The sequence below is a fragment of the Streptomyces marianii genome, assembly GCF_005795905.1.
Classification (GTDB): Bacteria; Actinomycetota; Actinomycetes; order Streptomycetales; family Streptomycetaceae; genus Streptomyces; species Streptomyces marianii.
In genome coordinates, this window is the sequence record NZ_VAWE01000001.1 from 8270382 (window position 1) to 8293599 (window position 23218).

Annotated in this window: 22 protein-coding genes and 3 pseudogenes; 14 read left to right on the top strand and 11 right to left on the bottom strand. The window is 69.8% G+C overall.

The window, feature by feature from the left end; translation table 11 throughout:
- Nucleotides 1-25 precede the first annotated feature (25 nt).
- Both FEF34_RS37200 and rbsD read left to right on the top strand, forming a co-directional pair.
- Complete coding sequence (locus FEF34_RS37200) at nt 26-928, top strand: ribokinase (protein WP_138057092.1); 903 nt, start codon at nt 26-28, stop codon at nt 926-928.
- Nucleotides 925-1317, top strand: coding sequence for a D-ribose pyranase (gene rbsD, locus FEF34_RS37205; RefSeq protein ID WP_138057093.1), 393 nt, complete (start codon nt 925-927; stop codon nt 1315-1317). Before FEF34_RS37200 ends, rbsD begins: the two co-directional genes overlap by 4 nt.
- Nucleotides 1318-2003: 686 nt before the next feature.
- Here the strand turns inward: rbsD and FEF34_RS37210 are convergent.
- Complete coding sequence (locus tag FEF34_RS37210) at nt 2004-2309, bottom strand: hypothetical protein (RefSeq protein WP_199800728.1); 306 nt, start codon at nt 2307-2309, stop codon at nt 2004-2006.
- A 602-nt stretch (nt 2310-2911) separates the two neighbouring features.
- Between FEF34_RS37210 and FEF34_RS37215 the strand changes: the two genes are divergently transcribed.
- Both FEF34_RS37215 and FEF34_RS37220 read left to right on the top strand, forming a co-directional pair.
- Complete coding sequence (locus FEF34_RS37215; RefSeq protein WP_138057094.1) at nt 2912-3796, top strand: MEDS domain-containing protein; 885 nt, start codon at nt 2912-2914, stop codon at nt 3794-3796.
- Complete coding sequence (locus FEF34_RS37220) at nt 3793-4215, top strand: ATP-binding protein (RefSeq protein ID WP_138057095.1); 423 nt, start codon at nt 3793-3795, stop codon at nt 4213-4215. The genes FEF34_RS37215 and FEF34_RS37220 overlap by 4 nt, the downstream gene beginning before the upstream one ends.
- Nucleotides 4216-4564: 349 nt before the next feature.
- Here the strand turns inward: FEF34_RS37220 and FEF34_RS37225 are convergent, their stop codons facing one another.
- From FEF34_RS37225 to FEF34_RS37240, 4 genes are all read right to left on the bottom strand, one after another.
- Entirely contained in the window at nt 4565-6454 is a 1890-nt protein-coding gene (locus tag FEF34_RS37225; protein ID WP_138057096.1) for an MFS transporter, read from the bottom strand.
- A gap of 484 nt (nt 6455-6938) precedes the next feature.
- Nucleotides 6939-7238 carry a transposase gene (locus tag FEF34_RS44405; RefSeq protein ID WP_138057097.1) on the bottom strand — a complete coding sequence of 100 codons (300 nt, stop codon included), beginning with the start codon at nt 7236-7238 and terminating at the stop codon, nt 6939-6941.
- Nucleotides 7239-7301: 63 nt separating this feature from the next.
- On the bottom strand, nt 7302-7493 hold the full coding sequence (locus FEF34_RS37235) for a hypothetical protein (RefSeq protein ID WP_138057098.1): 192 nt from the start codon (nt 7491-7493) through the stop codon (nt 7302-7304).
- Nucleotides 7494-7837: 344 nt separating this feature from the next.
- Complete coding sequence (locus FEF34_RS37240; RefSeq protein ID WP_138057099.1) at nt 7838-8074, bottom strand: hypothetical protein; 237 nt, start codon at nt 8072-8074, stop codon at nt 7838-7840.
- Between the two features lie 72 nt (nt 8075-8146).
- Between FEF34_RS37240 and FEF34_RS37245 the strand changes: the two genes are divergently transcribed.
- Nucleotides 8147-8791 (top strand): TetR/AcrR family transcriptional regulator, encoded by a 645-nt coding sequence (locus tag FEF34_RS37245; protein WP_138057100.1) that lies wholly within the window; start codon nt 8147-8149, stop codon nt 8789-8791.
- Between the two features lie 86 nt (nt 8792-8877).
- Here FEF34_RS37245 and FEF34_RS37250 read toward each other — a convergent pair.
- Nucleotides 8878-10133: pseudogene (locus tag FEF34_RS37250) on the bottom strand (IS256 family transposase).
- 97 nt (nt 10134-10230) lie between these two features.
- Here FEF34_RS37250 and FEF34_RS44525 point away from each other — a divergent pair.
- Nucleotides 10231-10685 (top strand): annotated as a pseudogene (locus FEF34_RS44525) (IS701 family transposase); the annotation flags it as partial.
- A gap of 142 nt (nt 10686-10827) precedes the next feature.
- On the opposite strand, the gene FEF34_RS37260 reads toward FEF34_RS44525, so the two are convergent.
- The gene (locus tag FEF34_RS37260) at nt 10828-11766 is read right to left on the bottom strand and encodes a serine hydrolase (RefSeq protein ID WP_138057102.1); all 939 of its coding nucleotides are present in this window, start codon (nt 11764-11766) and stop codon (nt 10828-10830) included.
- 152 nt (nt 11767-11918) lie between these two features.
- Between FEF34_RS37260 and FEF34_RS37265 the strand changes: the two genes are divergently transcribed.
- From FEF34_RS37265 to FEF34_RS37280, 4 genes are read left to right on the top strand one after another with little or no spacing between them, the layout of a single operon-like run.
- Nucleotides 11919-12659, top strand: a complete 741-nt coding sequence (locus FEF34_RS37265) for a response regulator transcription factor (protein ID WP_138057103.1) — start codon at nt 11919-11921, stop codon at nt 12657-12659.
- A 32-nt stretch (nt 12660-12691) separates the two neighbouring features.
- Nucleotides 12692-14278: a sensor histidine kinase gene (locus FEF34_RS37270; RefSeq protein WP_138057104.1), complete on the top strand. Its 1587-nt coding sequence runs from the start codon at nt 12692-12694 to the stop codon at nt 14276-14278.
- A 54-nt stretch (nt 14279-14332) separates the two neighbouring features.
- Nucleotides 14333-14731 carry a hypothetical protein gene (locus FEF34_RS37275; protein WP_138057105.1) on the top strand — a complete coding sequence of 133 codons (399 nt, stop codon included), beginning with the start codon at nt 14333-14335 and terminating at the stop codon, nt 14729-14731.
- Nucleotides 14731-15045, top strand: coding sequence for a hypothetical protein (locus FEF34_RS37280; protein WP_138057106.1), 315 nt, complete (start codon nt 14731-14733; stop codon nt 15043-15045). The genes FEF34_RS37275 and FEF34_RS37280 overlap by 1 nt, the downstream gene beginning before the upstream one ends.
- A gap of 613 nt (nt 15046-15658) precedes the next feature.
- Here the strand turns inward: FEF34_RS37280 and FEF34_RS37290 are convergent.
- The gene (locus tag FEF34_RS37290; protein ID WP_138057964.1) at nt 15659-16645 is read right to left on the bottom strand and encodes an NADP-dependent oxidoreductase; all 987 of its coding nucleotides are present in this window, start codon (nt 16643-16645) and stop codon (nt 15659-15661) included.
- 87 nt (nt 16646-16732) lie between these two features.
- On the opposite strand from FEF34_RS37290, the gene FEF34_RS37295 reads away from it, so the two are divergent.
- Together FEF34_RS37295 and FEF34_RS37300 are read left to right on the top strand one after the other, a co-directional pair.
- Nucleotides 16733-17683, top strand: coding sequence for a GlxA family transcriptional regulator (locus tag FEF34_RS37295; RefSeq protein ID WP_138057107.1), 951 nt, complete (start codon nt 16733-16735; stop codon nt 17681-17683).
- 262 nt (nt 17684-17945) lie between these two features.
- Nucleotides 17946-18536: a TetR family transcriptional regulator gene (locus tag FEF34_RS37300; protein WP_234042930.1), complete on the top strand. Its 591-nt coding sequence runs from the start codon at nt 17946-17948 to the stop codon at nt 18534-18536.
- A 377-nt stretch (nt 18537-18913) separates the two neighbouring features.
- Here the strand turns inward: FEF34_RS37300 and FEF34_RS37305 are convergent, their stop codons facing one another.
- The gene (locus tag FEF34_RS37305; RefSeq protein WP_138057108.1) at nt 18914-19783 is read right to left on the bottom strand and encodes an SDR family NAD(P)-dependent oxidoreductase; all 870 of its coding nucleotides are present in this window, start codon (nt 19781-19783) and stop codon (nt 18914-18916) included.
- Nucleotides 19784-20023: 240 nt separating this feature from the next.
- Here FEF34_RS37305 and FEF34_RS37310 point away from each other — a divergent pair, with 240 nt between their 5' ends.
- Nucleotides 20024-20596, top strand: a complete 573-nt coding sequence (locus tag FEF34_RS37310) for a YbhB/YbcL family Raf kinase inhibitor-like protein (protein WP_138057109.1) — start codon at nt 20024-20026, stop codon at nt 20594-20596.
- 318 nt (nt 20597-20914) lie between these two features.
- Here FEF34_RS37310 and FEF34_RS37315 read toward each other — a convergent pair whose 3' ends face one another.
- Entirely contained in the window at nt 20915-21160 is a 246-nt protein-coding gene (locus FEF34_RS37315; protein ID WP_325063663.1) for a helix-turn-helix domain-containing protein, read from the bottom strand.
- 366 nt (nt 21161-21526) lie between these two features.
- Nucleotides 21527-22392 (bottom strand): annotated as a pseudogene (locus FEF34_RS37320) (IS5 family transposase).
- A gap of 144 nt (nt 22393-22536) precedes the next feature.
- Between FEF34_RS37320 and FEF34_RS37325 the strand changes: the two are divergent.
- Nucleotides 22537-23076: a GNAT family N-acetyltransferase gene (locus FEF34_RS37325; protein WP_234043293.1), complete on the top strand. Its 540-nt coding sequence runs from the start codon at nt 22537-22539 to the stop codon at nt 23074-23076.
- Nucleotides 23077-23218: the final 142 nt, after the last annotated feature.

Below are 23218 nucleotides of genomic sequence, written 5' to 3' on the forward strand. Positions count from 1 at the left end.
GTATGGGTATCAGGGGAGACCTTTCATGTACGACTACGACCTCCTGGTCATCGGGTCGGCCAACGCCGACCTGGTGATCGGGGTCGAGCGGCGGCCGGGGCCGGGGGAGACGGTGCTCGGCTCCGACCTGGCCGTCCATCCGGGCGGCAAGGGCGCCAACCAGGCCGTCGCGGCCGCCAGGCTGGGAGCCCGTACGGCTCTGCTGGCCCGGGTCGGTGACGACGCGTACGGCCGGCTGCTGCTCGACGCGCAGCGGGCGGCCGGGGTCGACACGGGGGGCGTGCTGGTCGGCGGCGCTCCGACCGGCGTCGCGCTGATCACCGTGGACCCGGACGGCGACAACAGCATCGTCGTGTCGCCGGGTGCGAACGGGAAGCTCACGCCCGGGGACGTGAGGGCGGCGCGGAATCTCTTCCACGCCTCCCGGGTGGTGTCGGCGCAGTTGGAGATCCCGCTGGAGACGGTGGCGGAAGCGGTGCGGAGCCTTGCGCCGGGCACCCGCTTCGTACTGAATCCGTCGCCGCCGCGCCCCCTGCCGCCGGAGGTGCTGGCGGCGTGCGATCCGCTGATCGTGAACGAGCACGAGGCGAGGGTGATCATCGGTGACGAGCCGGTCGGCGACGAGCCCGCCGACTGGGCGCGGATCCTGCTCGCGCGCGGGCCGCGTTCGGTGGTCGTGACGCTGGGTGCGCGGGGTGCGTTGGTGGCGTCGACGCAGGGGGCGGCCCTGGTTCCCGCGGTGAAGGTGGACCCAGTCGACACCACCGGCGCGGGCGACGCCTTCACGGCGGCGCTGGCCTGGCGGCTGGGGCAGGGCGACGCGCTCGCGGACGCGGCGGCGTACGCGGCGCGGGTCGGGGCGGCGTCGGTGACGAAGGCGGGAGCGCAGGGGTCGTACCCGACGCCGGAAGAGGTCGCCGCGCTGTGAAGAAGGCCGGGATCCTCAACCGTCATCTCGCCGGTGCCCTGGCGGAGCTGGGACACGGGGACGGGGTGCTGGTGTGTGACGCCGGGATGCCGATCCCGGGCGGGCCGCGCGTCGTCGACCTGGCCTTCCGGGCCGGGGTGCCGTCATTCGCCGAGGTGCTGGACGGGCTGCTCGCCGAACTGGTCGTGGAGGGCGCGACCGCGGCGACGGAGATACGGCGGGCCAATCCGGAGGCGGCCGCCTTGCTGGACGGGCGCTTCCCCGAACTCGGCCTCGTACCGCACGAGCGGCTCAAGGGGCTGTCGGGGGGCGCGCGGCTCGTCGTACGCACCGGGGAGGCGTCGCCGTACGCGAACGTGCTACTGCGCTGCGGCGTCTTCTTCTCGTAGTACTCGGTCAGGCCGGTGGCGACCGGCAGGCCACCCCCGCCGCAGAGGGCTTCCGGGCCCTGCCCGTTGAAGAGGTCGGCACCCGCACCTGGCCCGGCCGGACCAGGTGCGGGTGCCGACCTCTTCAACGAGATCTCCTGCCTCTTCAACGGGATCTCCTGCAACCGCCGCCTGCGCAAGCACAAGACCCTCGGCTCTCTCAGCCGGCCGAGACCAGGCAGCGGCATCAGCACGCCCTCGCGGCACAACGATCACATGTCCGAGACCACGGGGAGACTTCACCAGGGGGTTCACCCCGAATCCGGAACCCTGGACCCCGAATCCGGAACCCTGGACCCTGGACCGAAACCGCAGCCGGCTCGTGCTCCACCGCCGCTCGGCCCGCGACCACGAAACTCCGCCGGCCCGCTCCGAAGCCGTGATCCGTCTCCAGGCTCTGCCTTGGCGCGGTCGAGACGCAGGGGCTCGCCTCTCGGCCGTGGCCACCTGAGCTGGGGAGAAGGCGAGCAGTAGGCGCGCGTCCGCCGCGCCGATGCGCACTGCCCGGCTGTCGTTGGCGCACGTCGCCCGGCTCGCCGCGGTGGTGTCGACTTGGCGGCCCGAGGGTCTCCGTGGGAACGGCGGCGGTCCCATCCGGTGGTGGGGCCGCCGCCGTGTGAGGGCCGTCTGGTGGCCCGGTGCATGTGCTAGCCGAGGAGCCAGCCGAGACCGAGGAGTCCGCCGCCCATGCGGTTGCTCATGCTGCCGTCGGCGACGCTGTGGGTGCTGGAGCTCATCGCTCCATCGGGGCCGGCCATGCTGTTGCGCTCGATGTAGTAGGTGCCGCCGTTGGCGGTGGTGCCGCTCATGACGTGGCTGGAGATCGCGCCGTTGGGGCCGGCGGCCGCGGTGTGCTGCCCGTAGCCGTCCGCGCTGGCTGCTCCTACGGAAGCGATCGCGGCGGGTACGAGTACGGCGGTGACGACGGCAGCACGCAGGACCTTACGCATCACAGATGCTCACCTTCTCTGTTGTGTGCGCCCGTTATGGGCTTGACGCATGTCATTCGGATCCCGTAGTGATGCGGATTGCCCCGAAAAGTGCTCTCAGGGAAGTCGTTCGATGCGATCTCGCAGGTGAAGGGCAAGGTGGCTCGAAACGAGGTCCACCCATTCGGTGGAGGCGGAGCTCCCCGACGGCGGGAGTCCGGGAGTTGCCTCCCGATCCCATGAGGACAGCCGCGCCGGGAACCACCGCGACGGTGGAGGGCCGTGTCGCCTGCCGACGTGGCCTGTCACCTGCGCGAGTGGCGCTCTGGTGTCGTTGACCAGGAGCGAGGGCACGGCGTGGTGCTCCAGGTGACCCCGCTTCGTGAGCTGTGGCGCTACCTCGGAGACCTTGCCCCGGCCGTTCTCGACGAGTTCGAGTGCGATGGTATGCAGATCGGAGGTTCTGCGGGCTTTGTGATTCAGGTTCGGACGTCTTCGCGTCGGCTTCGGTCGGTAGCGGTCCTGCGGCCCCTCCCGGCTTGTCGCGCTATAGCGTCGCTGTCCTTATCACTGCTGTGGTGGCTCTTCATTGAGCTGGTGACGCCGGTGGGCGGAGGGAGGTGGCCGTGGCCGTTCCAGTGGACGCTCGCACTCTGGCGGTGGAGCAGATGCGGCTGGGGGATCATGCTTTTGCGCACTACGCGGACGATGAGGCGCGCTGGGGTGTGCTGGGAGTATTCGCGCAGCTCGGATTGGCGCGTGGTGAGAAGGTCGTCGTCCTGGCTGATCCCGCCGTCTCGGACGACGAGGTGTTCCAGCGGTTGTTTCCGCATGCGGGGTCGTCCGAGGCGGCGCGGGAACACGGTCAGCTGGAGTTCACCAGCATGCGCGAGCTGATCCATCCCCAGCGGCACTTCACGGCGGAGCGGCAGATGGGGCGCCTGAGGGAGGAGACCGAACAGGCCCTCGCCGACGGGTATGCCGGGCTGCGGTCGGTCATCGACATGGCCTGGGTTCAGGACCTGGAGATGGACATCGAGGGCGTCATGCACCGCGAACTCCACGCTGAAGCCCTCTTCACAGACCGCCGTTACGCGGAGATCTGCACGTACGACCGCCGTCGCTTCGCTCCCGAGACGGTGGAGGCCATGCGCCTGGGGCACCCCGTCGCCCTGCTGGAGCAGCCGGGGCAGCTGGGAGCTTCCCATTCCGAGCAAGGGCTGCGACTGGTCGGCGAAGCGGACTGGTCAACCCGAGAGCAGTGGAGCGCCGCCTTCCGGGCCGCGCTTGCCGGCTCAGGCTGTGACGAGCCGCTGACGGTCGACCTCACCCCGCTGACCTTCCTGTCGGTGACCTGCGCGGCGGAAGTACTACGGCAGGTCAACCGGTCCGGCTCGCGTGAGCGGTTGGAGGTTCACTGCACCCCGTTCCACGCAGATCTGTTCCGCCGCCTCGGAGCTCGCCAGATCGAAGCTCTGGTCCTGGTCGAGAGCGAGGGAGCCACGCGATGACCGCCCAGACCATCGCGACCCGGGACGAAGGAGAGCTGCTTCTGCAGTCGCGGTTCCACGCCGCCGTCCTGGCGAGGGTACGCATCGAGGTCGACCTCCACGCGTCCATGACCACCCTCACCGAGCAGCGCCGCGCCCACTTCGTTCTCGCTGCGCACGAGGTGATGTGCAACGCCGTACGACACGGGGGAGGCGAGGGAACCCTCAGGCTCTACCGGAGTGCAGACGGTGTGTGCTGCCAGGTGACCGACGAAGGGCCCGGCCTCAGCGAAGACATGATTCCGCGCACGCTGCCTTCTCCGGACGTCTCGAACGGCCGGGGCCTCTGGCTGGTCCGCGAGCTGACCGACCGTTTGGAAATCGCACGGCACGCCGCCGGCACCAGCATCACCTTCGCGATGGGCCTCGACGCCGCCTGAGGGCTGTCCCGCAGTCCCTGGGGGCCGGCGCGCGGCGTCGGATGCGGTGCATCGCAAGGCGGAGAGTCGTCCTCATACTCGGTGTACTCGGATGATTCGACAACGCGGCGAGGCGCCGTAGCGGTGAGGCAGAGAACGCGTCCCGCACGTCTCCGGTGCGCTCCGCGCGACGAAGGCCCGCGCGACGAAGGCCCGCTCGACGTCGGAGCCCTTCTCGGCGTACCAGGTGCCCACCGGCTGTATGTCAGGGTTCCCGTCGGTCGTGGCCGCAGGTCCCGTGACGGTGCGGGGCCGGGGTGTGCCCGCTGCGGCGAACCCGTCCCGGCGACGCGGAGGCGGCACTGCGTGGTCACCCCGGAGGCAGGTCGTCCTGGCGGGTCAGCGCCTTGTCGAGCCGCTCCAGGAGGGCCTCGACGGTGGCATGTTCCTCCGCAGCCCAGGTGCCGACGACGTCGTGCAGTATGCGTCGGCGCGAGACCGTCAGGTGCGTGGCGACCTCACGTCCCTCTCCGGTGAGGACCAGGGTGGGGCCCGAGGCCCTGGCCAGGCCGCGGGCTTCGAGCGCCTCCACGGCGTTGCCGATGATGCTCGCGTCGACGACGCTGTGCTGCTTGAGCCTTCGCAGGTCCAGGGGCGATTCGCGGAGCGCCGTGATGAGCAGCCAGCAGGCCTGGGGCGGCAGCCGGACGTCGGCGGTCTCGGCGATCCGGGAGAAGAGGCTGCGCAGTGCCTGCCGGTTGCCGGCCGCTGAGAGGATGCGCTCCACCTCCTCGATGGATGTGCGGGGGACCGGTGCGGTGCGGAGCGGGTCCGCGGTCTCCGGGGGAGTGGCACCGGGCTGGAGCGGGATCTCCCGCAGGAACCACGACAGTGCGAAGGCGATGAGCGCCAGGCCGACGGATCCCAGGTACGTCTCCCTGATGGACAGCGTGTACGCGTCCAGCAGGGTCGGATCGGCGCGCAGGCCGGCGATGTCGAGGTCGCGTATGGCCTCTTCCTCCGCGAGGTTGTGTCCCAGCCGGACGGCGAACACTGTGCCGACGACGGCGACGCCGAGGGTCCTGCCCAGGGACCGGAAGTAGCCGATGCCGGACACGGACACGCCCAGGTCCTCGTACCCCACCGCGTTCTGCACCGCCAGGGTGAGGATCGGAGCCGTGAGCCCGAAGCCGGCACCGAAGACGAGGAGCGTGCCGACGACCGTCCAACTGCTGCTCCGCGCGTCCAGCAGGTGGGTCAGTACGAGACCGACGGAGGTCAGGCCGGTGCCGGCGATCAGGCACGGCTTGTAGCGTCCGGTCCGGCTGACCAGTTCTCCGCTCGCCAGCGATCCCGCGGTGATCCCGACGACCAGCGACACCATGATCAGGCCCGTGCCGAAGGGACTGGAGCCCATGGCGATCTGGAGGAACAGCGGGAGGTAGACGGACGCCGCGGCCTTTGCGGCACCCATGAGGAACGCGACCGCGGCCAGGAGTGCGAAGACGGTGCTGCCGAACAGCCTGGGAGGCAGCAAGGGATATGGCGCCCTGCGCTCGCGGGCCAGGAACAGCCCACCGAGCATGACGGCGAGCACGATGTACGCGATCACCTGCCAGGCCTTCCAGGACGGACCCCCCAGGGAGACGCTCAGCAGAAGGCAGGTACTGAGGGCGGCGAGGAGCCCAAGGCCGATGTAGTCGAAGCCGCGGCGCGGCACCCCGTGCGGTGCGGGGACGCGCAGGGCAACGCTGCTGCCGATGAACGCGAGGGCGCTGAGGGCGGCGGTGCCGTAGAAGATCCAGCGCCAGGAGGCGTACTGTGCGAGAAGGCCTCCCGCCAGTGGTGCGAGCCCCGTGCCGATGGCGAACATCGCGTTCAGGGCACCCTGTCGGCGCCCCCGGTCCTCCGGCGGCACCAGATCGCTGACCATGGCCAGCGAGAGCACCACCAGTCCGCCGCTGCCGAGGCCCTGGACGACCCGGAAGACGATGAGTTGCGTCATGCTCTGGGCGGCGCCTGCCAGGACGCAGCCCACCAGCAGAATGAGGAGGTCGGCCTGGAGGGCCCGCCGCCTGCCGTACATGTCGCCGAACTTGCCCCAGAGCGGGGCGGAGACCGTGGCGGCCAGCAGGTTGACCCCCACCACCCATACCAGGTCGTGCACGCCTCCGAGGTCGGCCACGAGGTTGGGCAGGGCGACACCGAGAGCCGTCTGGTCGAAGGCGGCCACGAGCATCCCGAGCTGGAGCACCCCCATGGTTGTCCGCAGCGGACGCGGCCGCCGCGTGCGCCGTTTCCCGGATTCGAACACTCCCAATGCCCCACCACATTCGTCACTCTCGAGATGTCGAACCGATTGTGGCGGGCGGACTGCGGGCGATCTGTGACGACACGCTGCTCGACTTGCCCCGGCGGCGGCCCGGGCCGCTGGTCAGAACGGGTGGCTACCGACGCCACGTGGCCGTACCGTACCCATGCGAGAACAGGGTCCAGACCGTGGACGACACGGTGCCCGAGCCCCACCTCACCGATCGCCCAGGACGCCGCACGACCAGCGCCTGCGTGTTCAACCCGAGCCGAGACCACGGCCGGTCGTCGCTGGAGGGGGGACCGCCTTCCCCGGGGCGCCAGCCCGCACGCGTTCAGGACGGTGCGGCACGAAGCCGAGATGGGCGAAGCCCCTCGCCCGCGTTTGGCGCCCGGGTCCAGGACCGGGTGGTGAAGGTGCGGCCTTCCGTGGGTCAGCGTGAACCGGGGCTGCGAGAGCCCGAGTTCGCAGTGCAGGCCCTCCAGCACACGTAGTCTGTCGTCGTCAGCCTGTGCGACCAGCGCGGTGAACACCCCTCCCAGGTGCCGTCGATGGGCCACTGCCGTAGCCGGTTGTGGACGCCTTGCCCGTTGCCGTACTTCTCCGGGAGGTGGATCCACTGCGATCCCGTTTGGAACGTCCAGGCGATCGCGTCGATCACCTCTCGGTGGTCCGCCACCGGCCACCCCGCCGCGGCGTCCGGTCTGGGAGCAACGGCTCGATTCACCCCCATTGCGCGTCAGTCGACGGCACGGACGAAGAACGACCGGCGGGGCTGGTTGGAACGGTGCAGCTGTCAGGCGGTCGGAGTGCGGAGCCGCCGCACGTCCCGCACGAGCGTGTACGAAGCGCTGAGGAAGATCACGGATCCAGCCACGAGCCAGAGGACCGACGCCCCAGAACGGTACTCACGAACGGCAGGAACGAGCAGCATCAGGCTGGCAAGGACGCCGAAGGCCGAGGTCAGAGCGTTGATGCGGTGAGTCACACGAACATCGTCAACGACAACCTCGGCCAGCGGAAGTGATCCAAACGAATCGGCCTAGGCGACGGGAGCGATGGTACCTCCGGTGAATCGTGCCCCGTGGCTGGGGGCGACGCGCCCAGCACACCGCGCCGGCCGGTCCCACAGGTGGAGCAATTGTCAATAGCTGTGGATCGGTTGAGTGCCATCGGCTCAGTCAGGCCGGTTCCTTGGTCGTCCGGCTCTCCGCCAGATCACTGGCATCCCGAGAGCCAGGATGCCCAGGGCTACGGCCACGATGGCCGCTTTGATCGCGCGGTCCATCAATACGTGGTGGAGGATGTCGGACGACTGCGCCGCGAGGCCGGTCATCGCCGGCCGTCCCGTCCCCGAGACCAGGATGCTGTGCTCTTCCCGCCCTCCAGCCGCCGGGCAGCGGCGCGCAGCCCGGCCCTCACCACGGGGCCCGCATACCGGCGCGCCTCGTCGAGCCTGCCCCTGCGTTTGAGGACGAGGGCTGCGGCGAAGACCAGCAGCGCCAGTACCACGACAGCGCCCACTATCAGGCCGAATCTGATGAGCATGAGATTGAGGTACGTCTCCACGAAAGCCTCCGCCCGTTTTTCTATCACGCTTGTGATACATCTGTTGTATCACAAGCGTGATAGGAAGGCGTCATGCCCAAGCACGTGGACCCGGACGTTCGCCGCCGCGTCGTCGTCGACGCGTTGTTCCGAGTCGTCGTCCGCGAAGGTCTGCAACGCACCTCGTTGCGTGCCGTCGCTGCCGAGGCCGAACTCAACATCGGCTCCCTGCGCCACTATTTCGCCAGCCAGCAGGAGCTGATGAACTTCGCGATGCAGTCGATGCTCGACCGGGTAAGCAGTCGACTGCTCGAACGCATCGAGCGGATCGGAGACCCGAGCCGCCACGCCCGACCGGAACAACTCCGGCTCGCAGCCGGACTCCTGGCCGAGCTACTGCCCCTCGACGAACGCCGCCGCGCCGAGGTCACTGTCTTCCTGGACTTCAACGCGGCTGCCCGCACCAACCCGGCCTTCGGCGACCTGTCGCGCCAGTCCGCCGAAGGTACGAGAAAGCTGGTGTGCCGCGTGCTCACCCGGCTCGACGCCTCAGGCGCCCTGCGCCCCGGCCTCGACATCGGCATAGAGACTCAGCGGTTGACAGCGCTCTTGGACGGGCTCAGCAACAGCGCCGTCCTGCACCCTGAGATCTTGAACCCGCGGACATGTGTCGATGTGCTCATCGCGCACCTGGGTGACCTCTCGCTGCCCGTGGAGACTCCGGGCTCGGCGCACTGATCCCGGAGCCATCCGCTTTCCCGTCTGGGGCGGCCTTGTCCAGCGGCCCGCTGCGAACAGGTCGCGTGATGGTCAAGTGAGGTGGCTCAGGCCGCGCTGCGCTCGGGTCGTTCGACGAGGTGGCCGCGTTCGAAGCGGGCTCCGGCGCGGACGAGTGCGACGAGGTGGGGTGCGTTCACTGCCCGCCACCACTGCTGGGCGGACTCGACGAGCTTGAAGACCATCGCCGGGGCAGCAGCCGCGCTGCCGGCGCCCCGGGTGACCTTCGTGCGCAGGCGGACGGTGGCGAAGGTCGACTCGATGGGATTCGTGGTCCGCAGTGGATCCAGTGCTCGGCGGGCAAGTCGTAGAACGCCAGGAGCTCGTCCACGTCATCGCTGATCTTCTTGACGGCCTTGGGGAACTTCGCCCCGTAGATCTTCTCGAACGCCGTGACGGCCGTGAGGGCGTGGTCGCGGTCCTCGGCGTTGTAGATCTCCTGCAGGGCCTTCTTCGCGCCGGGCTGGGCGGACTTGGGCAGGGCGTTGGCAACATTGGCGATCTTGTGAACCCAGCACCTTTGATGCCGGGTTTCGGGGAATATCTCCGCCAGGGCCTTCCAGAAGCCGAGCGCGCCGTCGCCGACCGCGAGGACAGGAGCGCGCATGCCTCGACGTTGGCAGTCGCGCAGCAGGGTCGGCCCAAGGAGTCGGCGGATTCGCGGTTGCCGTCGCTCATGGCGATCAGTTCTTTGGTGCCGTCCGCGCGCACGCCCATCAGCACGAGCACGCATGACTTCGCCTTGTGCAGGCGTATACGCAGGTGGATGCCGTCGGCCCATACGTAGACGTAGTCGCTGCTCGACAGATCGCGCTCGCCGAACGCGGTGTGATCGGCCTGCCACTGATGGGTGAGGCCGGTGACCGTCGCCGCCGACAGGCCGGCCGTCGAGCCGAGGAACTGCTCCAGGGCGGGCACGAAGTCGCCGGAGGACAGACCGTACAGATAGAGCAGGGGCAGCACCTCGCTGATCTTCGGGGACTTGCGGCACCACGGGCGGAAGGATCGCTGAGGAGAACCGCTTGCGCTCGCCGGTGGCCTCATCGATCCGCTTGTCGTTGACCCGCGGGGCCTTCACCTCGACCACCCCGGCCGCGGTGGTGACCTCCCTCGGCTGGTGGTGACCGTTGCGGACCACCAGGCGACGCCCGCGCACGTCACGCTCATCGTCCAACTCGGCTATTTACGCGTCGACTTCAGCCTCCAGGGCAGCCGCCAGCATCCGCCGTGCGCCTTCGCGGACGATGTCGTCGATCAGGGAGCCGCTCTCGGTCGTCCCATCGGCATTCACTACGCTCAGCACGGGCGTGCCTTCCCGACCGACGGTGCAACCTCGGCCTACTCGATGACCAGAAGTCGATCACTCGGGAAGGTACGCCCTTCGCGCTCAACCCGAGGCCGAGCTGATCGCCGCGCTGCCCAAGCAGGCGTGGAAGCGGATCTCCGCCGGAGCCGGCGCCCACGGCCAACGGATCTACCACTGGGCACGCGTCGCCATCCGGCCCGTCTGGGATGGCGGCTTGGGGCACTGGGTTCTCGCCCGCCGAAGTCTGACTTATCCCAGCGAGATCTCCTACCACGTCTGCTACGGCCCCGTCACTTCCTGGCTGAAAGACCTGGTCAAGACCGCCGTGCCCGCTGGCAGTTGGAGGAGTGCTTCCAGACCGCGAAGGGCGAGTGCGGGCTCGACCACTACCAGGTGCGGCTCCACCGGGCCTGGTACCGGCACATCACCCTGGCCATGGCCGCCCTCGCCTACCTCACCGCCATCCGTACCCAAGAAACCGCAAAAGGGGCAGCGGAGAGGACGAAGCAGACCTCATACCTCTCAGCGCCCCCGAGAGCCGCCGGATGATCGGGCACCTCGTCACGACACCCCGCTGCCCTACCAGCGAGCACCGTCTGCACTGGTCACACTTCCGACGCCGCAGCCAAGCCCGCGCCCGCCGCTGCCACTACCAACACCGAGGCCACGACCCCCACATGCGGTTGCAGTATTAGGGGTCGGCCCGGTCCGGTGCGAGCAAGGCCACGGCTCGGGCCGCTACGGTCTCGACGAGGGAGATCCCGGCCGCTCGGCTGGGCTGGTCGTCGCTGAGTACGGCCACGAGGAACCGGTTGCCGTCCTTCTCCACCACACCGATGCTGTTGATCACCCAGAGCCCGGTCTCGCTCCTGGACAGCCAGCCGTTCTTCAGGCGGGCTGAGGCGGTGTCGTCGGCAGCGGCCGATATGCCCCAGTTCTGGTCTGCGGCGATGCCGCCCATGAGCTGCTGCACATAGTCACGGGAGGCCGAGGAGAGCGGTGAGTCGTCGGTGAAGACGGCCCTCAGCAGTCGGAGCTGATCGGCCGCGGTGGTCTGGGTCAGGCCCCACAGTCCGTCGGCACCGGGTGTCGTCTCCGACAGCCCCAGCCGCCGGTTCGCCTGCGCCAGGCCGTCCTCCCCTCCGACGGCGTCCCAGAGGGCCGTTGCCGCCGCGTTGTCGCTCACCTGGATCATCGCCGCGGCCTGCTGGCGCTCCTGGCCGGTGAGCATGCGCTCCCCGTCCTGGGCTGTCAGGAGGAGTGCCGCGAGGATGTCGACCTTGACGATGCTGGCCGTGGCGAATGCGTGGTCGTCGCCGGCCGCGGCACTCCGTCCCGTCGTGAGGTCCATGACTGCCGCGGCGGCGCGGCCCGCGGTGCCGGCAGTCGCTGCGTCCGTCGCCTCCGCCAGGTCGGCTATGAGCTGCTCCTGCGCGGACGGTTCGCCCTTCGCCCCACCGTCCCGGTCCTGGCCGTCGGCTTGCCGCGGGATCGCGGCGGTCGGGACGGTACTGCCCGCCGGGCCGGACCCGGCCTGGTGGGCGACGGCAGCCGCCGCGCTCACGGAGAGCAGTGCCGAGGCCAGTGCGAGGTACGGACGCGACCGGCGAGGGGTTCGATGACGTGCCATGGCAGCGGAGGCTAGGTGTCGTGTCTGGGAGTTCCCTGTGAGTACGCTGCTTCCTCCCCCCGCGCTGCCGACAGCGGCCGTCCTCTGGTGCACGATGGTCGCCGCGGGAGGCGGAGGACAGGGCCCAAGGGGTCCGGAGGCAGGAGGCACAGATGTCCGGTCCCGGGGACGCGGAGCAAGGGCTCGTCCTGGTGGTGGACGACGACGCGGCGATCCGCCGATCGCTGGCCCGCGGGCTGCGGCTGAACGGCTTCTCCGTGGAACTCGTGGAAGACGGCCCGAGGGCCCTGCGCAGGATCGGCGACGGCCCGCTCGATGCGATCGTGCTGGACATATCCATGCCCGGCCTCAGCGGCATCGAGGTGTGCAGCACACTGCGCGCGGAAGGCAACGACGTGCCGGTGCTGATGCTGTCAGCCCTGGACGAGACCGCGGACCGGATCGCGGGGCTCCAGGTCGGTGCCGACGACTACCTCGTCAAGCCCTTCGCACTCCAGGAACTGCTGCTACGGCTGCGGGCCCTGCTGCGCCGGCGGCCACCGGAGAGATCCGGTCGGCTGCGGGCCGGACCCCTGACCATCGACCTCACAGCCCGCGAGGCTCAACTGGACGGCGCCCTGCTGCCGTTGACCCGGCGGGAGTTCGAGTTGCTGAGCACACTTGCCCGCAACGCCGGCCTGGTCCTCACCCGGGACCAGTTGCTGGATCGGGTGTGGGGGTACGACTTCGACGTCCGGACGGGCGTGGTGGACACCTTCGTCAGCTACCTGCGCCGCAAGTTGGAGGCCGACGGCCGGCCCCGGCTCATCCACACCGTCCGGGGAGTCGGTTTCGTCCTGCGCGACGACGGAGGCACCACCCGTGGCGCGGGCCCCGGGGCGGCAGGCCGGTGAGGCTCCCTGCCCGCCTGCGGCCGTCCACGCACATGAAGCTCTCCACACGGATCGCCCTCGCGGTGGGGATCACCGTCCCCCTTCTGGTCCTGGGCGCCGGTTGGCTGCTCGTCCAACTGGTGGCGGCCGATCTGCACACCCAGCAGGACGCACACCTGCGCGAACGGGCCGCCATGGTCGCCAGGAACGCCCGCGGACTGCTCCGAGCGGTGGCGACGGACCGCGCTCCGGCTGTGGAGCGCGCGCGGGAGCGCGGTTTGTACAACTCCGCACTCGATGTGGGCATTCGGCTGCTCGGACCCGACGGGACCGCCTCGGGCGGACCGCAGCCCGACGCGTCCGTACCGCTGCCCGACGACGCTCCCGAGCCGATCACGGTGCGGGACGGGGACACCAGCTGGCGCGCCCTGTCGGTGCGGATCACCGGACGGCGCAACGGCGTGGACGGCACGCTGTGGCTGTTCTCTCCCGATACGACGAGCGACGAACAACTCGGGGTCGTCCGCACCCGTGTCCTCACCGTCGCCGGGGTGACCGCGCCCCTGGCGGGCCTCCTCGCAGGAGCCGTGGCCACCCGGGCCACCCGGCCGCTGCGGCACCTGCAGCAGCGCACCAGCGGGCTCGACCCGCGCTCCACTTCGACCCGCCTGGAGCATGCCCCGACCGGGATCGCCGAGGTGGACGACCTGGCCCGCACCCTCCAGACGGTGTTGGCCCGATACGACGAGCAGGCCGCCCGTACCGCCGAAGGACTCGCCACGGCCCGCTCCTTCTCCGCCGCGGCCTCACACGAACTGCGCACCCCGCTGATGAGCATGCGGACCAATCTGGACATCCTCGCCGACCATCCCGACATAGCCGTGGATGACCGGGCTGAGGTGCTGGACGACCTGCGCAAGGAGCACGAGCGGCTGCTGGGGCTGCTGATGATGCTGCGCGAGTTGGGGCGCGGTGACCTGGTGGAGACGGACACCTTCGGGCCCGTGGACCTGACGGAGATCGCCGAGGCGTCGATTGCGGCCCTGAGGCGCAGGCACCCGGAGACCTCGTTCGCGCTGGACTGCGAGCCCGTGCCGGCCCTCCACGGCTGGGAACCGGGACTGCGCACCATCGTCGACAACCTGCTGGTCAACGCCGTCCTGCACGGCCGCGACGAGGCGCGGCCCGCACAGGTGGCCGTGGCCCTGCGCGCCGGCGCGGAGCGGGACGGACGGTGTGCGGCGGTCCTCACCGTGGACGACCAGGGCCCCGGTATTCCGGATGCCGCACGCGAGAGCGTGTTCGAGCGGTTTCACCGCGGACCCTGCAGTCCGGGTTCCGGACTCGGGCTGACCCTGGTCGCTCAGCAAGTCGCCCTGCACCGGGGGCGGATCCGGGTCCTGGACGGGCCGGACGGCACCGGCACCCGCTTCGAGGTCCGGCTGCCGGTTCGCGACGCCGGATCCGGCGGCGGGCCCGACGGCCAGGGCGGTCCCGGCGATGGCGGTGACGGCGGCGTGGGTGTGGGTCCACCGCCCCCGCGCCGCGACTGGATGATCGAGACCGCCGCGCACCCGAGGTCGCTCGAGCGGCCGGCGGACAGCAGGCGCCCACAAGGTTTCCACAAAGAGCGCTCCTAACGTCCGTTGCCGACGGGAACCCGCCCGTCCGCAACCGTTCGAGGAGGAACTGTCATGTTGACGTTCAAGAAGGCCGCCGTGTCCTTCCTCGCCCTTGGTTCCCTGCTCGTCGGCGCCGGCGCTGCCGTGGCCGACGGCGGCACGCCGTCAGGGCAAGCCGCCCGCTCCGGCGACGGCGCGCAAACCCTGTGCAAGCGCGTCCCCAAGATCGAGAAGCGCATCGAGCGCGCTCTGGAGCGCATCAACGGCGACGCCGACGAGCGCGGTTCACTGGCCCGGCTGGAGCAGCGCGTGGCTGCTGCCGAGGACGCCGGCCACACGGAGGTCCACACCTTCCTCAAGAACCGGCTCACCGCCCGCACGACGCTGAAGACGACTCTTGGGCAGCGTCAGAAGGACGTGGCCGCGGTCAAGACGTGGTGCCAGGCCCAGGGGAACGGGAGCGACGACTGATGCAGCCGCTCCCGCGCCGCCGGACCGCCGCGCTCATGGTGGCGGCTCTGGCCGCCCTGCTCCTCGGAGGTTGCGCCGACGGGAGTGGGGAGACCGCTGGGAATCCGCCGGCCACGGGCAGCACCCGAGCTCCGGGGAACACGTCCACGGCGGTCCCCGAGGAGGACGCCGGGAACGGCGACGCACCGGCCGCCGAGGGCGGTGGTGCAACGCAGAGCGTGGATGCCGAGGAGCTGGCCCGGATGCAACGGCTCCTGGACGGCGCCGAATCCGTCGCGGACGACGCCGACGCGGACAGCACGTCCGACGGCTGAGCACGAGGGGGACCGACCCGCCGGGCCGGGCCTGGCGGGTCGAACGCCGGCCCCGGACACGGGGACATCGGTGGGCGGGCGCCGCGAGGTGAGCGGCGCCCGCTCCAGACCCGCAGGCTGCCCGGAACGGCGCTCGACGGCCTCACCCGCGTCCGGGGCCCGCAGGCAGGGACCCGGCTGACGCCACAGCCGCCGTACCGCACCCACCCACGTCCGGTGCCACTGACAGGCCGGCTTCCGGCTCACCCGCAGACGCCGTGCCACCTGCACAGGCTGATTTCTGTCCGAAGCTCAGCCGCCTGGATCCGTACCGTCTCCCGGCGCTGACGCCCCGCAGGGTCAGCCGGCCCCCATCCGCATGCCTCACACACCACGGGGCGGACGCGCACCCCCGCCCTTGCCGGCCAGTGCTATCACGGCGTCAGCCGAGGAAGCCGGGTTCTGCCCGGTGACCAGCAGACCGTCCTGCACGACACGCTCGATGCGGTCAACGGTCTCGCCGTGCCCTCCTTCAGGGCCAGACACACCGACTCGGACAAGTCCGCCGCGACCGCGGCGCCGAGTTTCACGGCAGGCGGTTGCTCCGGCACTCCTCGATGCCCGGCGCTCTGCGCTACCGCGTGCCACTGGGCCATCCCCCACCCGGCAGCTGAGAGAGTCGTGCTGCCGTGTCCACGGAGAGCACGATCTTGCCGGTGGTGCGGCCTGTCTCGCCCAGGGCGTGCGCCCTCGCCGCCTCGGCGAGGGGGAAGGCGGCTTCGATGTGGGCGCGCAGGGTGCCGGATTCGGCGAGGCCCGCGATGGTGCTCATGCCGGTGTGGTCGGCCTCGACCAGTAGGGTCTCCACACGGATCTTGCGGGCTGCGGCCTTCGCCTCCTCGTCGGCGTCCGTGCCGGGCAGGAGGGAGACGAGAACGCCGCCGGGGCGCAGCACGTCGAGCGAGCGGCTGCGGGTGTCGCCGGAGAGGGGGTCGAGGACCATGTCGACGTCCCGGACGGCGTCGCGGAAATCGGTGGTGCGGTAGTCGATCACTTCGTCCGCGCCGAGCGAGCGTACGAAGGCGTGCTTGGGGGCGCTGGCGGTGCCGATGACGTAGGCGCCGCGGGCCTTGGCGATCTGGACGGCGAGGTGGCCGACGCCCCCGGCGGCCGCGTGGATGAGGACCCGATCTCCGGTGCGGACCCCGGCGGTGTCGACGATCGCCTGGTACGCGGTGAGTGCGGCGAGCGGCAGGGCGGCGGCCTGGACGTGGTCGAGGCCGGCCGGCTTGTGAGCGAAGGCGCGGGCAGGGCCGGTCACGTATTCGGCGTGGGAGCCGACGCCATGCGGGTAGGGCAGCATCCCGAAGACCTCGTCGCCCGGCTTGAACAGGGTCACACCGTAGCCGACGGCCTCCACGACGCCGGAGACGTCCCAGCCGAGGACGAGCGGCAGGCGGTTGAGGAACAGGCCGCCGGAGCGGTGCTTCCAGTCGGTCGGGTTGACGCCGGCCGCGCGCACGGCGACGAGGATCTGGCTCGGGCCGGGTTCGGGGCGCGGCAGCACGACCTCCTGGAGCACGTCGGGGGTGCCGTGGGTGTCCTGGCTGATGGCGCGCATGGTGGGGTGGTTCGTCATGGCTCCAGCGTCGCCGCTCACGCCGGCCCGTACCATGGCATGAATGCCAACTTTCGACGGGATCCTGCCATGGGAAAGCTCCATCGTGTCGTCATCCTCGCCCTGGACGGGGTGTACCCCTTCGAGCTCGGCATCCCCAGCCGCGTCTTCGGCGCGGCCGAGGGCCGGTACGAGGTCCTGACCTGCTCGGTCGACGGCAGGCCGGTGGCCACGAACTCCGACTTCTCCGTCACCGTGGAACACGGCCCGGAGCTACTGGAGTCGGCGGACACGGTGCTGCTGCCACCGTTCGACACCTCTCTGCTCACCCGCGAGCTGTCCCCGGGGGTTGGCCGGGCGCTCACCCACGTGCCGCACGGAACGCGGATCGTGTCCATCTGCACCGCGGCCTTCGTCCTTGCCGCCGCCGGCCTGCTCGACGGCAGGCCCGCCACCACCCACTGGGCACTCGCGGACACATTCCGGTCCTGGTACCCGCAGGTGGCGCTCGACCCGGACGTCCTGTTCATCGACGACCGCGACGTGCTCACCTCGGCCGGTGCCGCATCCGGCGTCGACGTCTGCCTCCACCTCGTACGTCGTGACCACGGTGCCGCCGTCGCCAATCACGTGGCCCGGGCCTGTGTCGTACCCCCGTGGCGGGACGGTGGCCAGGCCCAGTACATCGAGCATCCGGTGCCCGCACCATCTGAGAACGGCACCTCGGCCACCCGCCAGTGGGCGCTGGAGAACCTGCACGAGCCGCTCCCGTTGAGCGAACTCGCCGGTCATGCCCGGATGAGCTTGCGCACCTTCGCCCGCCGGTTCAACGAGGAGGTGGGTATGAGTCCCGGCCGCTGGCTGATCCAACAGCGCGTGACCCAGGCTCGGCACCTGCTGGAGACCACGGACCTGGCGGTGGACGACATCGCCCACCAGGTCGGCTTCGCCACCGGGAACTCCCTCCGAGAGCACCTGCACGCCTCGATCGGCGTCACTCCCGTCGCCTACCGGCGCACCTTCCGAGGTAGTCGACTCTGACGAAACCGATTCTGATCCGAAGGGCTGGTGATTCCGGGGCGTTGAGCTGGGTGTGAGCGATGTGGTTGGGGGTGCGCGGCATCTGCCGCCGTCGGTGCAGGAGGCCCCGTGGCTGTCGGCGCGTCCTCCTTGGCCAGGAGTTACCCCGAGCGTCTTAGAGCACCGGTTCACTTTTGAGCTTTGATTCAGGATTCGGCATGTGGTTCGATATATGATACTAAGTGCCATGGAGTCGATGCCGAACGCGAGGTGGGGAGGCCCGGTGAGTGGAGCGCCGCGTACGAACACGAGGGACATCGCCCGGGCGGCCGTTCGTGCCGAGTTGGCCGAGGTGGCCTTCGGCCTGTTCCGGCGGAAGGGCTTCGACAACGTCACGGTGAACGACCTGGCCGCTGCCGCGGGCGTGTCCCGCAGTACGTTCCTGCGCTACTTCGGCACCAAGGAGGACGCGGTCCTCAGCGCTTTCGACACGCATGGCGAGCGGATCGCGGAGGCCCTGCGGGTCCGCCCGGCAGCCGAGGGCGACTTGAGGGCGCTGAGGGCCGCGATGGATGTCGTCGTCGGGCCCTACCGGCAGGATCCGGAGGGAGCGCTGGCGCTGGCCCGCCTCGTACGGGAGACTCCCGCCCTGTGCGCACGCCAGCTGGAGAGGCAGCGCACCTGGCACCCGCTGCTGGAGCAGGCCCTCGCCGAGCGGGCGGGCCCCTCCGGGGCCTCGGCCCTCGCGCGGTCGGTGAAAGCCGCCGCGGCGCTGGACTGCCTGAACATCGCTGTCGACCACTGGACCGCCTCGGACGGCGTTCTCGACCTCATCGCACTGCTGGACGGAGCCTTCGCGGCCCTCTCACCGTGAACGGCGTCGCTCGGCCCGGACGCGCACGGACGAACGGGGTCCACACGCGAGCCGTCGGCGCACCGGCTTGCTCACTCGTTCGCCCTGCCGGGCCACGCCGCACGTCTGGTCGGTGAGAACCACTCCGCCGTCGACTGCGACAACCCTTTGGGGTCGTCGGTCTAGCGGCCCCGGCCGTCCGCTTCTGAGGCGGGATCCTCCATGGGCGGGCCGAGCAGTTCGGTGATCAGTGGCGATCGGCCCCTAGCGATCGGAGTGGCAGCGCGCCGAAGGCGAGCGTGGGACAACACCGAGGTGCCGACAAGCCTTCCGGCCTGGTGTCCTCGGAACGCCAGGCCGGGCTTGGGCGAGTCGTGCTGGCCTCGGGCCGTGTCTCGTCACCCGGGAGTGGTGGCCGGGAGGCCGGTCAGTTCCGCCGAGCGTTCCCACAGGTGCCGGGCGAGTTCGGTGTCGACGGCCTGTGCGTTGCGGGGCTCCTCGCGTTCGAGGCGGTCGAAGTAGGCGCCGTTGACGGCGGTGGTGTTCGGTGTGCCGGCCAGGTGGAGCAGCGGCTCGGCGCCCTGTTCGGGTGTGGCCATCATGGCTTTGACCAGGCGCGTCCCCATGATCGCGCGCATCATGGCGCTGTCCCGGGCGACGTCGCTGGCGATGGAGCCGGGGTGGAAGGACGAGGCGGTCACACCCGTGCCCTGGGATCGGCGGGCGAGTTCCCGGGTGAAGACGACGGTGGCGAGCTTGGCGGCCGCGTACGCCTCCCGCCAGCGGTAGCGGCTGCGCGTGCGGTCCAGGTCGTCCAGCTCCAGGTGCCCCTTGCGGTACTCGACGCTGGCGGTGTTCACCACTCGGGAGCCGTTCGGTGCCTCCGTGAGGCGGTCCAGCAGCAGGTTCGTCAGCAGGAACGGCGCCAGGTGGTTGACCTGGAACGTCAGCTCGTGGCCGTCGGAGCTCTCCTGGCGGCTCGTGAAGAATCCCCCCGCGTTGTTGGCCAGGACGTCGATCCGGGGGTAGCGGGCCAGGAGTTCCCCGGCCAGGCGGCGCACGTCGTCCAGCCGTCCGTAGTCCACCAGGTGGGCCTCGGCGCCGATCTCCGCCGCGACGGCGCTGGTCTTCTGGTGCGATCGACCGACGACGGCGACCGTCGCCCCGAGTGCGGCGAAGCGCCGTGCCGCCGCGGCGCCGATCCCCGAACTCGCGCCGGTGACCACCACCGTGCGGCCGGTGAAGTCGGTCGTCCTGCTGTCGCTCATCGCGCACTCCTCTGGATCTTCTCCGTGTACTGCACCTCAAGCAGGTGCAACCACGACTTGATATTGAATTCACATCTCATTGGTGAAACTCAGTGTCACTCTAGATATGATGACTCATGGATGCAAGCGACGGTCGGCCGTGAGCCCGCGCGGACTCCCGGACCGGCCGTGTGCCGGACCGGCCCGTGCACACCCCGCATCCGACGACGTATACGCACCATCGACGAAAGGGACGACGGCATGGCGACTCTGGGAACGCTTCTGAAGAACAAGCGCGCAGGTGAAACGCATCTGGCCTGGCACCACCCCAACCTGTCCGGCCCGGACGCACTCGACCTGCGAAGTGCCGACTTCCGGCACGGCGAGCCGATGCCCGCGGTCCACGCCGGCCGGCGCGGGGGAGGGCGGAACCTCTCCCCGGCCCTCACCTGGACCGGCACCCCCCAGGAGTCCGCACAACTGCTCCTGGTCGTCGAGGACGCCGACGCCCCCACCAGCAGGCCGTTCGTCCACTGCCTGGCCCTGATCTCCCCCGAACGGCAGGAACTGCTTCCAGGGGCCCTGGGGGCGGACACCTCAGCCGAGGGCGTCCACGTGCTGCGCTCCGGCATGGGCCGGGGCTACCTGGGGCCGCAGCCACTCAAGGGACACGGCGAACACCGGTACGCCTTCCAGCTCTTCGCACTGCGTACCGCCATCACCTCGGTTCCGCGCCGGCCGAACCTGGAAGCCGCCCGGCTCCGGGACGTACTCGACGCGGTGGGCGGCCCCGCTCTCGCACGCGGCCGCCTCGACGGCATCTACGCCCGCTGACCCCTCCGGAGCGCCACCCGAGAGGGGGCGTGTTCGTCGTGCGGCCGGGACATGGGCCCGGTGCCGGCAGGCAAGGATGTCTACCGGCGGAAGAGGGCGGCCCGTGTCCGGTGTGAGTGGGCGCGGCGTGAGCTGGAGGCCGAGCGCCGGCGGCGCAGGAGCGTACGGGGATCATGGCCCGGCGGCGGGCCCGCGCCGCTGATTGGCAGCGGCATCGTCGGACACGGTGATGGTCCCCACCGGGTGCGGTGTCGGGCCGCCGGCGCGTCGCGCGGGGCAGTGGACTGCAAGGACGGAAAACAGCAGACCCTTGGGTCCTCATCCGGCCATCCGGATGAGGGCTTCGACGGTGCGCTGGTCCTCTACTCCGTAGATCTTGCAGAGGTCGCGAACGTCGCGTGGGCTGATGCGCCGCCGACCGGTCTCCATGCTGGAGATCTTCGGTTGGGAGACCAGCAGTGAGGCCGCTGCCTGGGTTGCTGTCATGCCTTTGGCCTGCCGTAGTGCGCGGAGCGCGGCCCCCAGTTGGAGGCGCTGGTCGGGGGGCCTGGTCGCATGCACCACAGAAGTACCTCCGGCTCTGTCCTGCCCGCTAAACGAACTTCACGAGCAGTTGGTTCTGAGCCAGACAGGGGAAGCGGTACGAGCGGGGATGGCGGCGTCCGTTGCGGACCGTGAGCCGCATGGCGGGGCCTCTGGACCGGCATATAACGGAAGTTTTCGGCCACTTGCCGCCGCAGTCCGTGCCATCGGATTAAAGACCTTCAAGTCGTGACCTGGGGCCTGGGGCGACGGCATGTCTGGGGGCGGTGACGGTCGTGCCGAACGACGGCCGTACCCGGGCGTCCCCTGCGCGGGGCTCACTGGATGCCCGCCTGGCTTCGTCCACGAGATTGGGTTCTGGCTCAGAGGTCGTCTTCATCCGATGTTTCATCCCGGGATGAGTCGATTGGCGGTCATTTCTGGGTCGCGCCAGGAGATGGTGTTCTCGCCGGTGAGGCGGCGGGCCATGAGGTCGGTCATGGCGAGGTGGATCAAGGCTTCGGAGCGGGTGGGCAGGGTCTCGTAATCGCGGGCCAGGCGCCGGTGGAGCGTGAGCCATTCGTAGGTCCGCTCTACTGCCCACCGTTTCGGGATGGGTGTGAATCCCCTGGTCCCGGGGTGCGGGCGGTGATCTCCATGTCGATGCCGAGGGTGGCGGCGTGCTCGACGAGGTGCTGGCGGTAGCCGCCGTCGACCCAGACCTTGCGGATGCCGGAGTGCTGCGCGGCAACCTGGTCCAGGAGCCGGGTTCCGGCGGTGGAGTCCTGCACACTGGCTGCGGTGACCAGCACGGCGAGGAGGAGCCCGAGCGTGTCGGTGACGATGCTCCGCTTCCTGCCGACGATCTTCTTGCCGGCGTCGATGCCCTGCCCGGCGGCGTGAACGCTGGTGGAGGTCTTGACGCTCTGCGCGTCGATCACACAGGCGGCTCGGCGTTCCGCCCTTCCTTCTCCCGTAACAGTTGTCTGAGCAGGCTGTTGAGCTGGGCGAACACGCTCTCATCGGCCCATTTGGCGAAGTAGCCGTAGACCGTGTTCCGGTGCGGGAAGTCGTGCGGGAGGTAGCGCCACTCAACTCCGGTCCGGTCCACATACAAGATCGCGTCCATGATGTCGCGCAGATCATGCTGGGGCGGGCGGCCGAAGTCCAGGGCCCTGCCGCGGCGCTCGAAACGCCAGGCAGAGAGCACCGGCCCGAGCAACTCCCAGCGGGCATCGGACAGATCACTCGGATACGGGGCGTCGTGTCGGCATGCTTCCGGCGTACCGCTCCGGGCCGAGTGCGCCCAGGTGCACGGCAGCGACGACGACAGCACTTGGTCGCGAAAGCCGCCTGTTTTGGAACCGGTAGGTGGGCGCATCTGCCTCTGGCAAGATCAGCTTATGGCTCGACATTCGGTGACCTTGAGCAGAATTGAGCTCGCAGACTGGCGAGCTGTCCACTCCTGGGCTTCCCTCGCCCAGGTCTGCCGCTTCCAGACCTGGGGACCGAATACCGAAGAGCAGACGTGCGCGTTCGTGGCGGCTGCGGTCGAGGCCTGGTCGCACACACCTCAGCAGCGGTTCGCCTATATAGCCCGTTTCGATGGCGACGTCGTCGGCATCGGGGAGCTCCATGTCCGGAGCCGAGGACAACGTCAAGGCGAGATCACCTATGCGGTGCATCCTGGGGTCTGGGGACAGGGCGTCGGAACGGCGATCGGCAAGGAACTACTGGCGCGAGGCTTCGAGGACCTCGAGCTCCACCGCATCTATGCCACCTGTGACCCTCGGAACCTCGGGTCGGCACGGGTACTCAGCAAGCTCGGCATGACACGAGAAGGACGTCATCGTCACACCGCGCTGATCCGGGACGGTTGGCGGGACTCCGAGATGTTCAGCATCCTCGAAGACGAGTGGTGCGCAGTCACCCCGTCTTCTCGACCACCGCACGGATGACTCGTTCAACCTGGTTCACGTTCCCGTCTTCTTCGACCAGCGAAGCCTCAATCGACATCCTGCAGGGCATGCATGACCTGCGCGTTGTCGGGACCTGTCCCCGAGGAGTGGACACCTCTGAGCCCGGTCCCGCCAGGGGCCG

Excerpts from the sequence above, each read along its gene's own strand:
- FEF34_RS37310 (WP_138057109.1), top strand. The coding sequence starts at position 20,024 with ATGGCGACTCTGGGAACGCTTCTGAAGAACAAGCGCGCAGGTGAAACG.
- FEF34_RS44405 (WP_138057097.1), bottom strand. The coding sequence starts at position 7,238 with ATGGGGGTGAATCGAGCCGTTGCTCCCAGACCGGACGCCGCGGCGGGG.
- FEF34_RS37225 (WP_138057096.1), bottom strand. The coding sequence starts at position 6,454 with ATGGGGGTGCTCCAGCTCGGGATGCTCGTGGCCGCCTTCGACCAGACG.
- FEF34_RS37270 (WP_138057104.1), top strand. The coding sequence starts at position 12,692 with ATGAAGCTCTCCACACGGATCGCCCTCGCGGTGGGGATCACCGTCCCC.
- FEF34_RS37280 (WP_138057106.1), top strand. The coding sequence starts at position 14,731 with ATGCAGCCGCTCCCGCGCCGCCGGACCGCCGCGCTCATGGTGGCGGCT.
- FEF34_RS37220 (WP_138057095.1), top strand. The coding sequence starts at position 3,793 with ATGACCGCCCAGACCATCGCGACCCGGGACGAAGGAGAGCTGCTTCTG.
- FEF34_RS37265 (WP_138057103.1), top strand. The coding sequence starts at position 11,919 with ATGTCCGGTCCCGGGGACGCGGAGCAAGGGCTCGTCCTGGTGGTGGAC.
- FEF34_RS37200 (WP_138057092.1), top strand. The coding sequence starts at position 26 with ATGTACGACTACGACCTCCTGGTCATCGGGTCGGCCAACGCCGACCTG.
- FEF34_RS37290 (WP_138057964.1), bottom strand. The coding sequence starts at position 16,645 with ATGCGCGCCATCAGCCAGGACACCCACGGCACCCCCGACGTGCTCCAG.
- FEF34_RS37305 (WP_138057108.1), bottom strand. The coding sequence starts at position 19,783 with ATGAGCGACAGCAGGACGACCGACTTCACCGGCCGCACGGTGGTGGTC.
- FEF34_RS37245 (WP_138057100.1), top strand. The coding sequence starts at position 8,147 with ATGCCCAAGCACGTGGACCCGGACGTTCGCCGCCGCGTCGTCGTCGAC.
- FEF34_RS37275 (WP_138057105.1), top strand. The coding sequence starts at position 14,333 with ATGTTGACGTTCAAGAAGGCCGCCGTGTCCTTCCTCGCCCTTGGTTCC.
- FEF34_RS37260 (WP_138057102.1), bottom strand. The coding sequence starts at position 11,766 with ATGGCACGTCATCGAACCCCTCGCCGGTCGCGTCCGTACCTCGCACTG.
- FEF34_RS37295 (WP_138057107.1), top strand. The coding sequence starts at position 16,733 with ATGGGAAAGCTCCATCGTGTCGTCATCCTCGCCCTGGACGGGGTGTAC.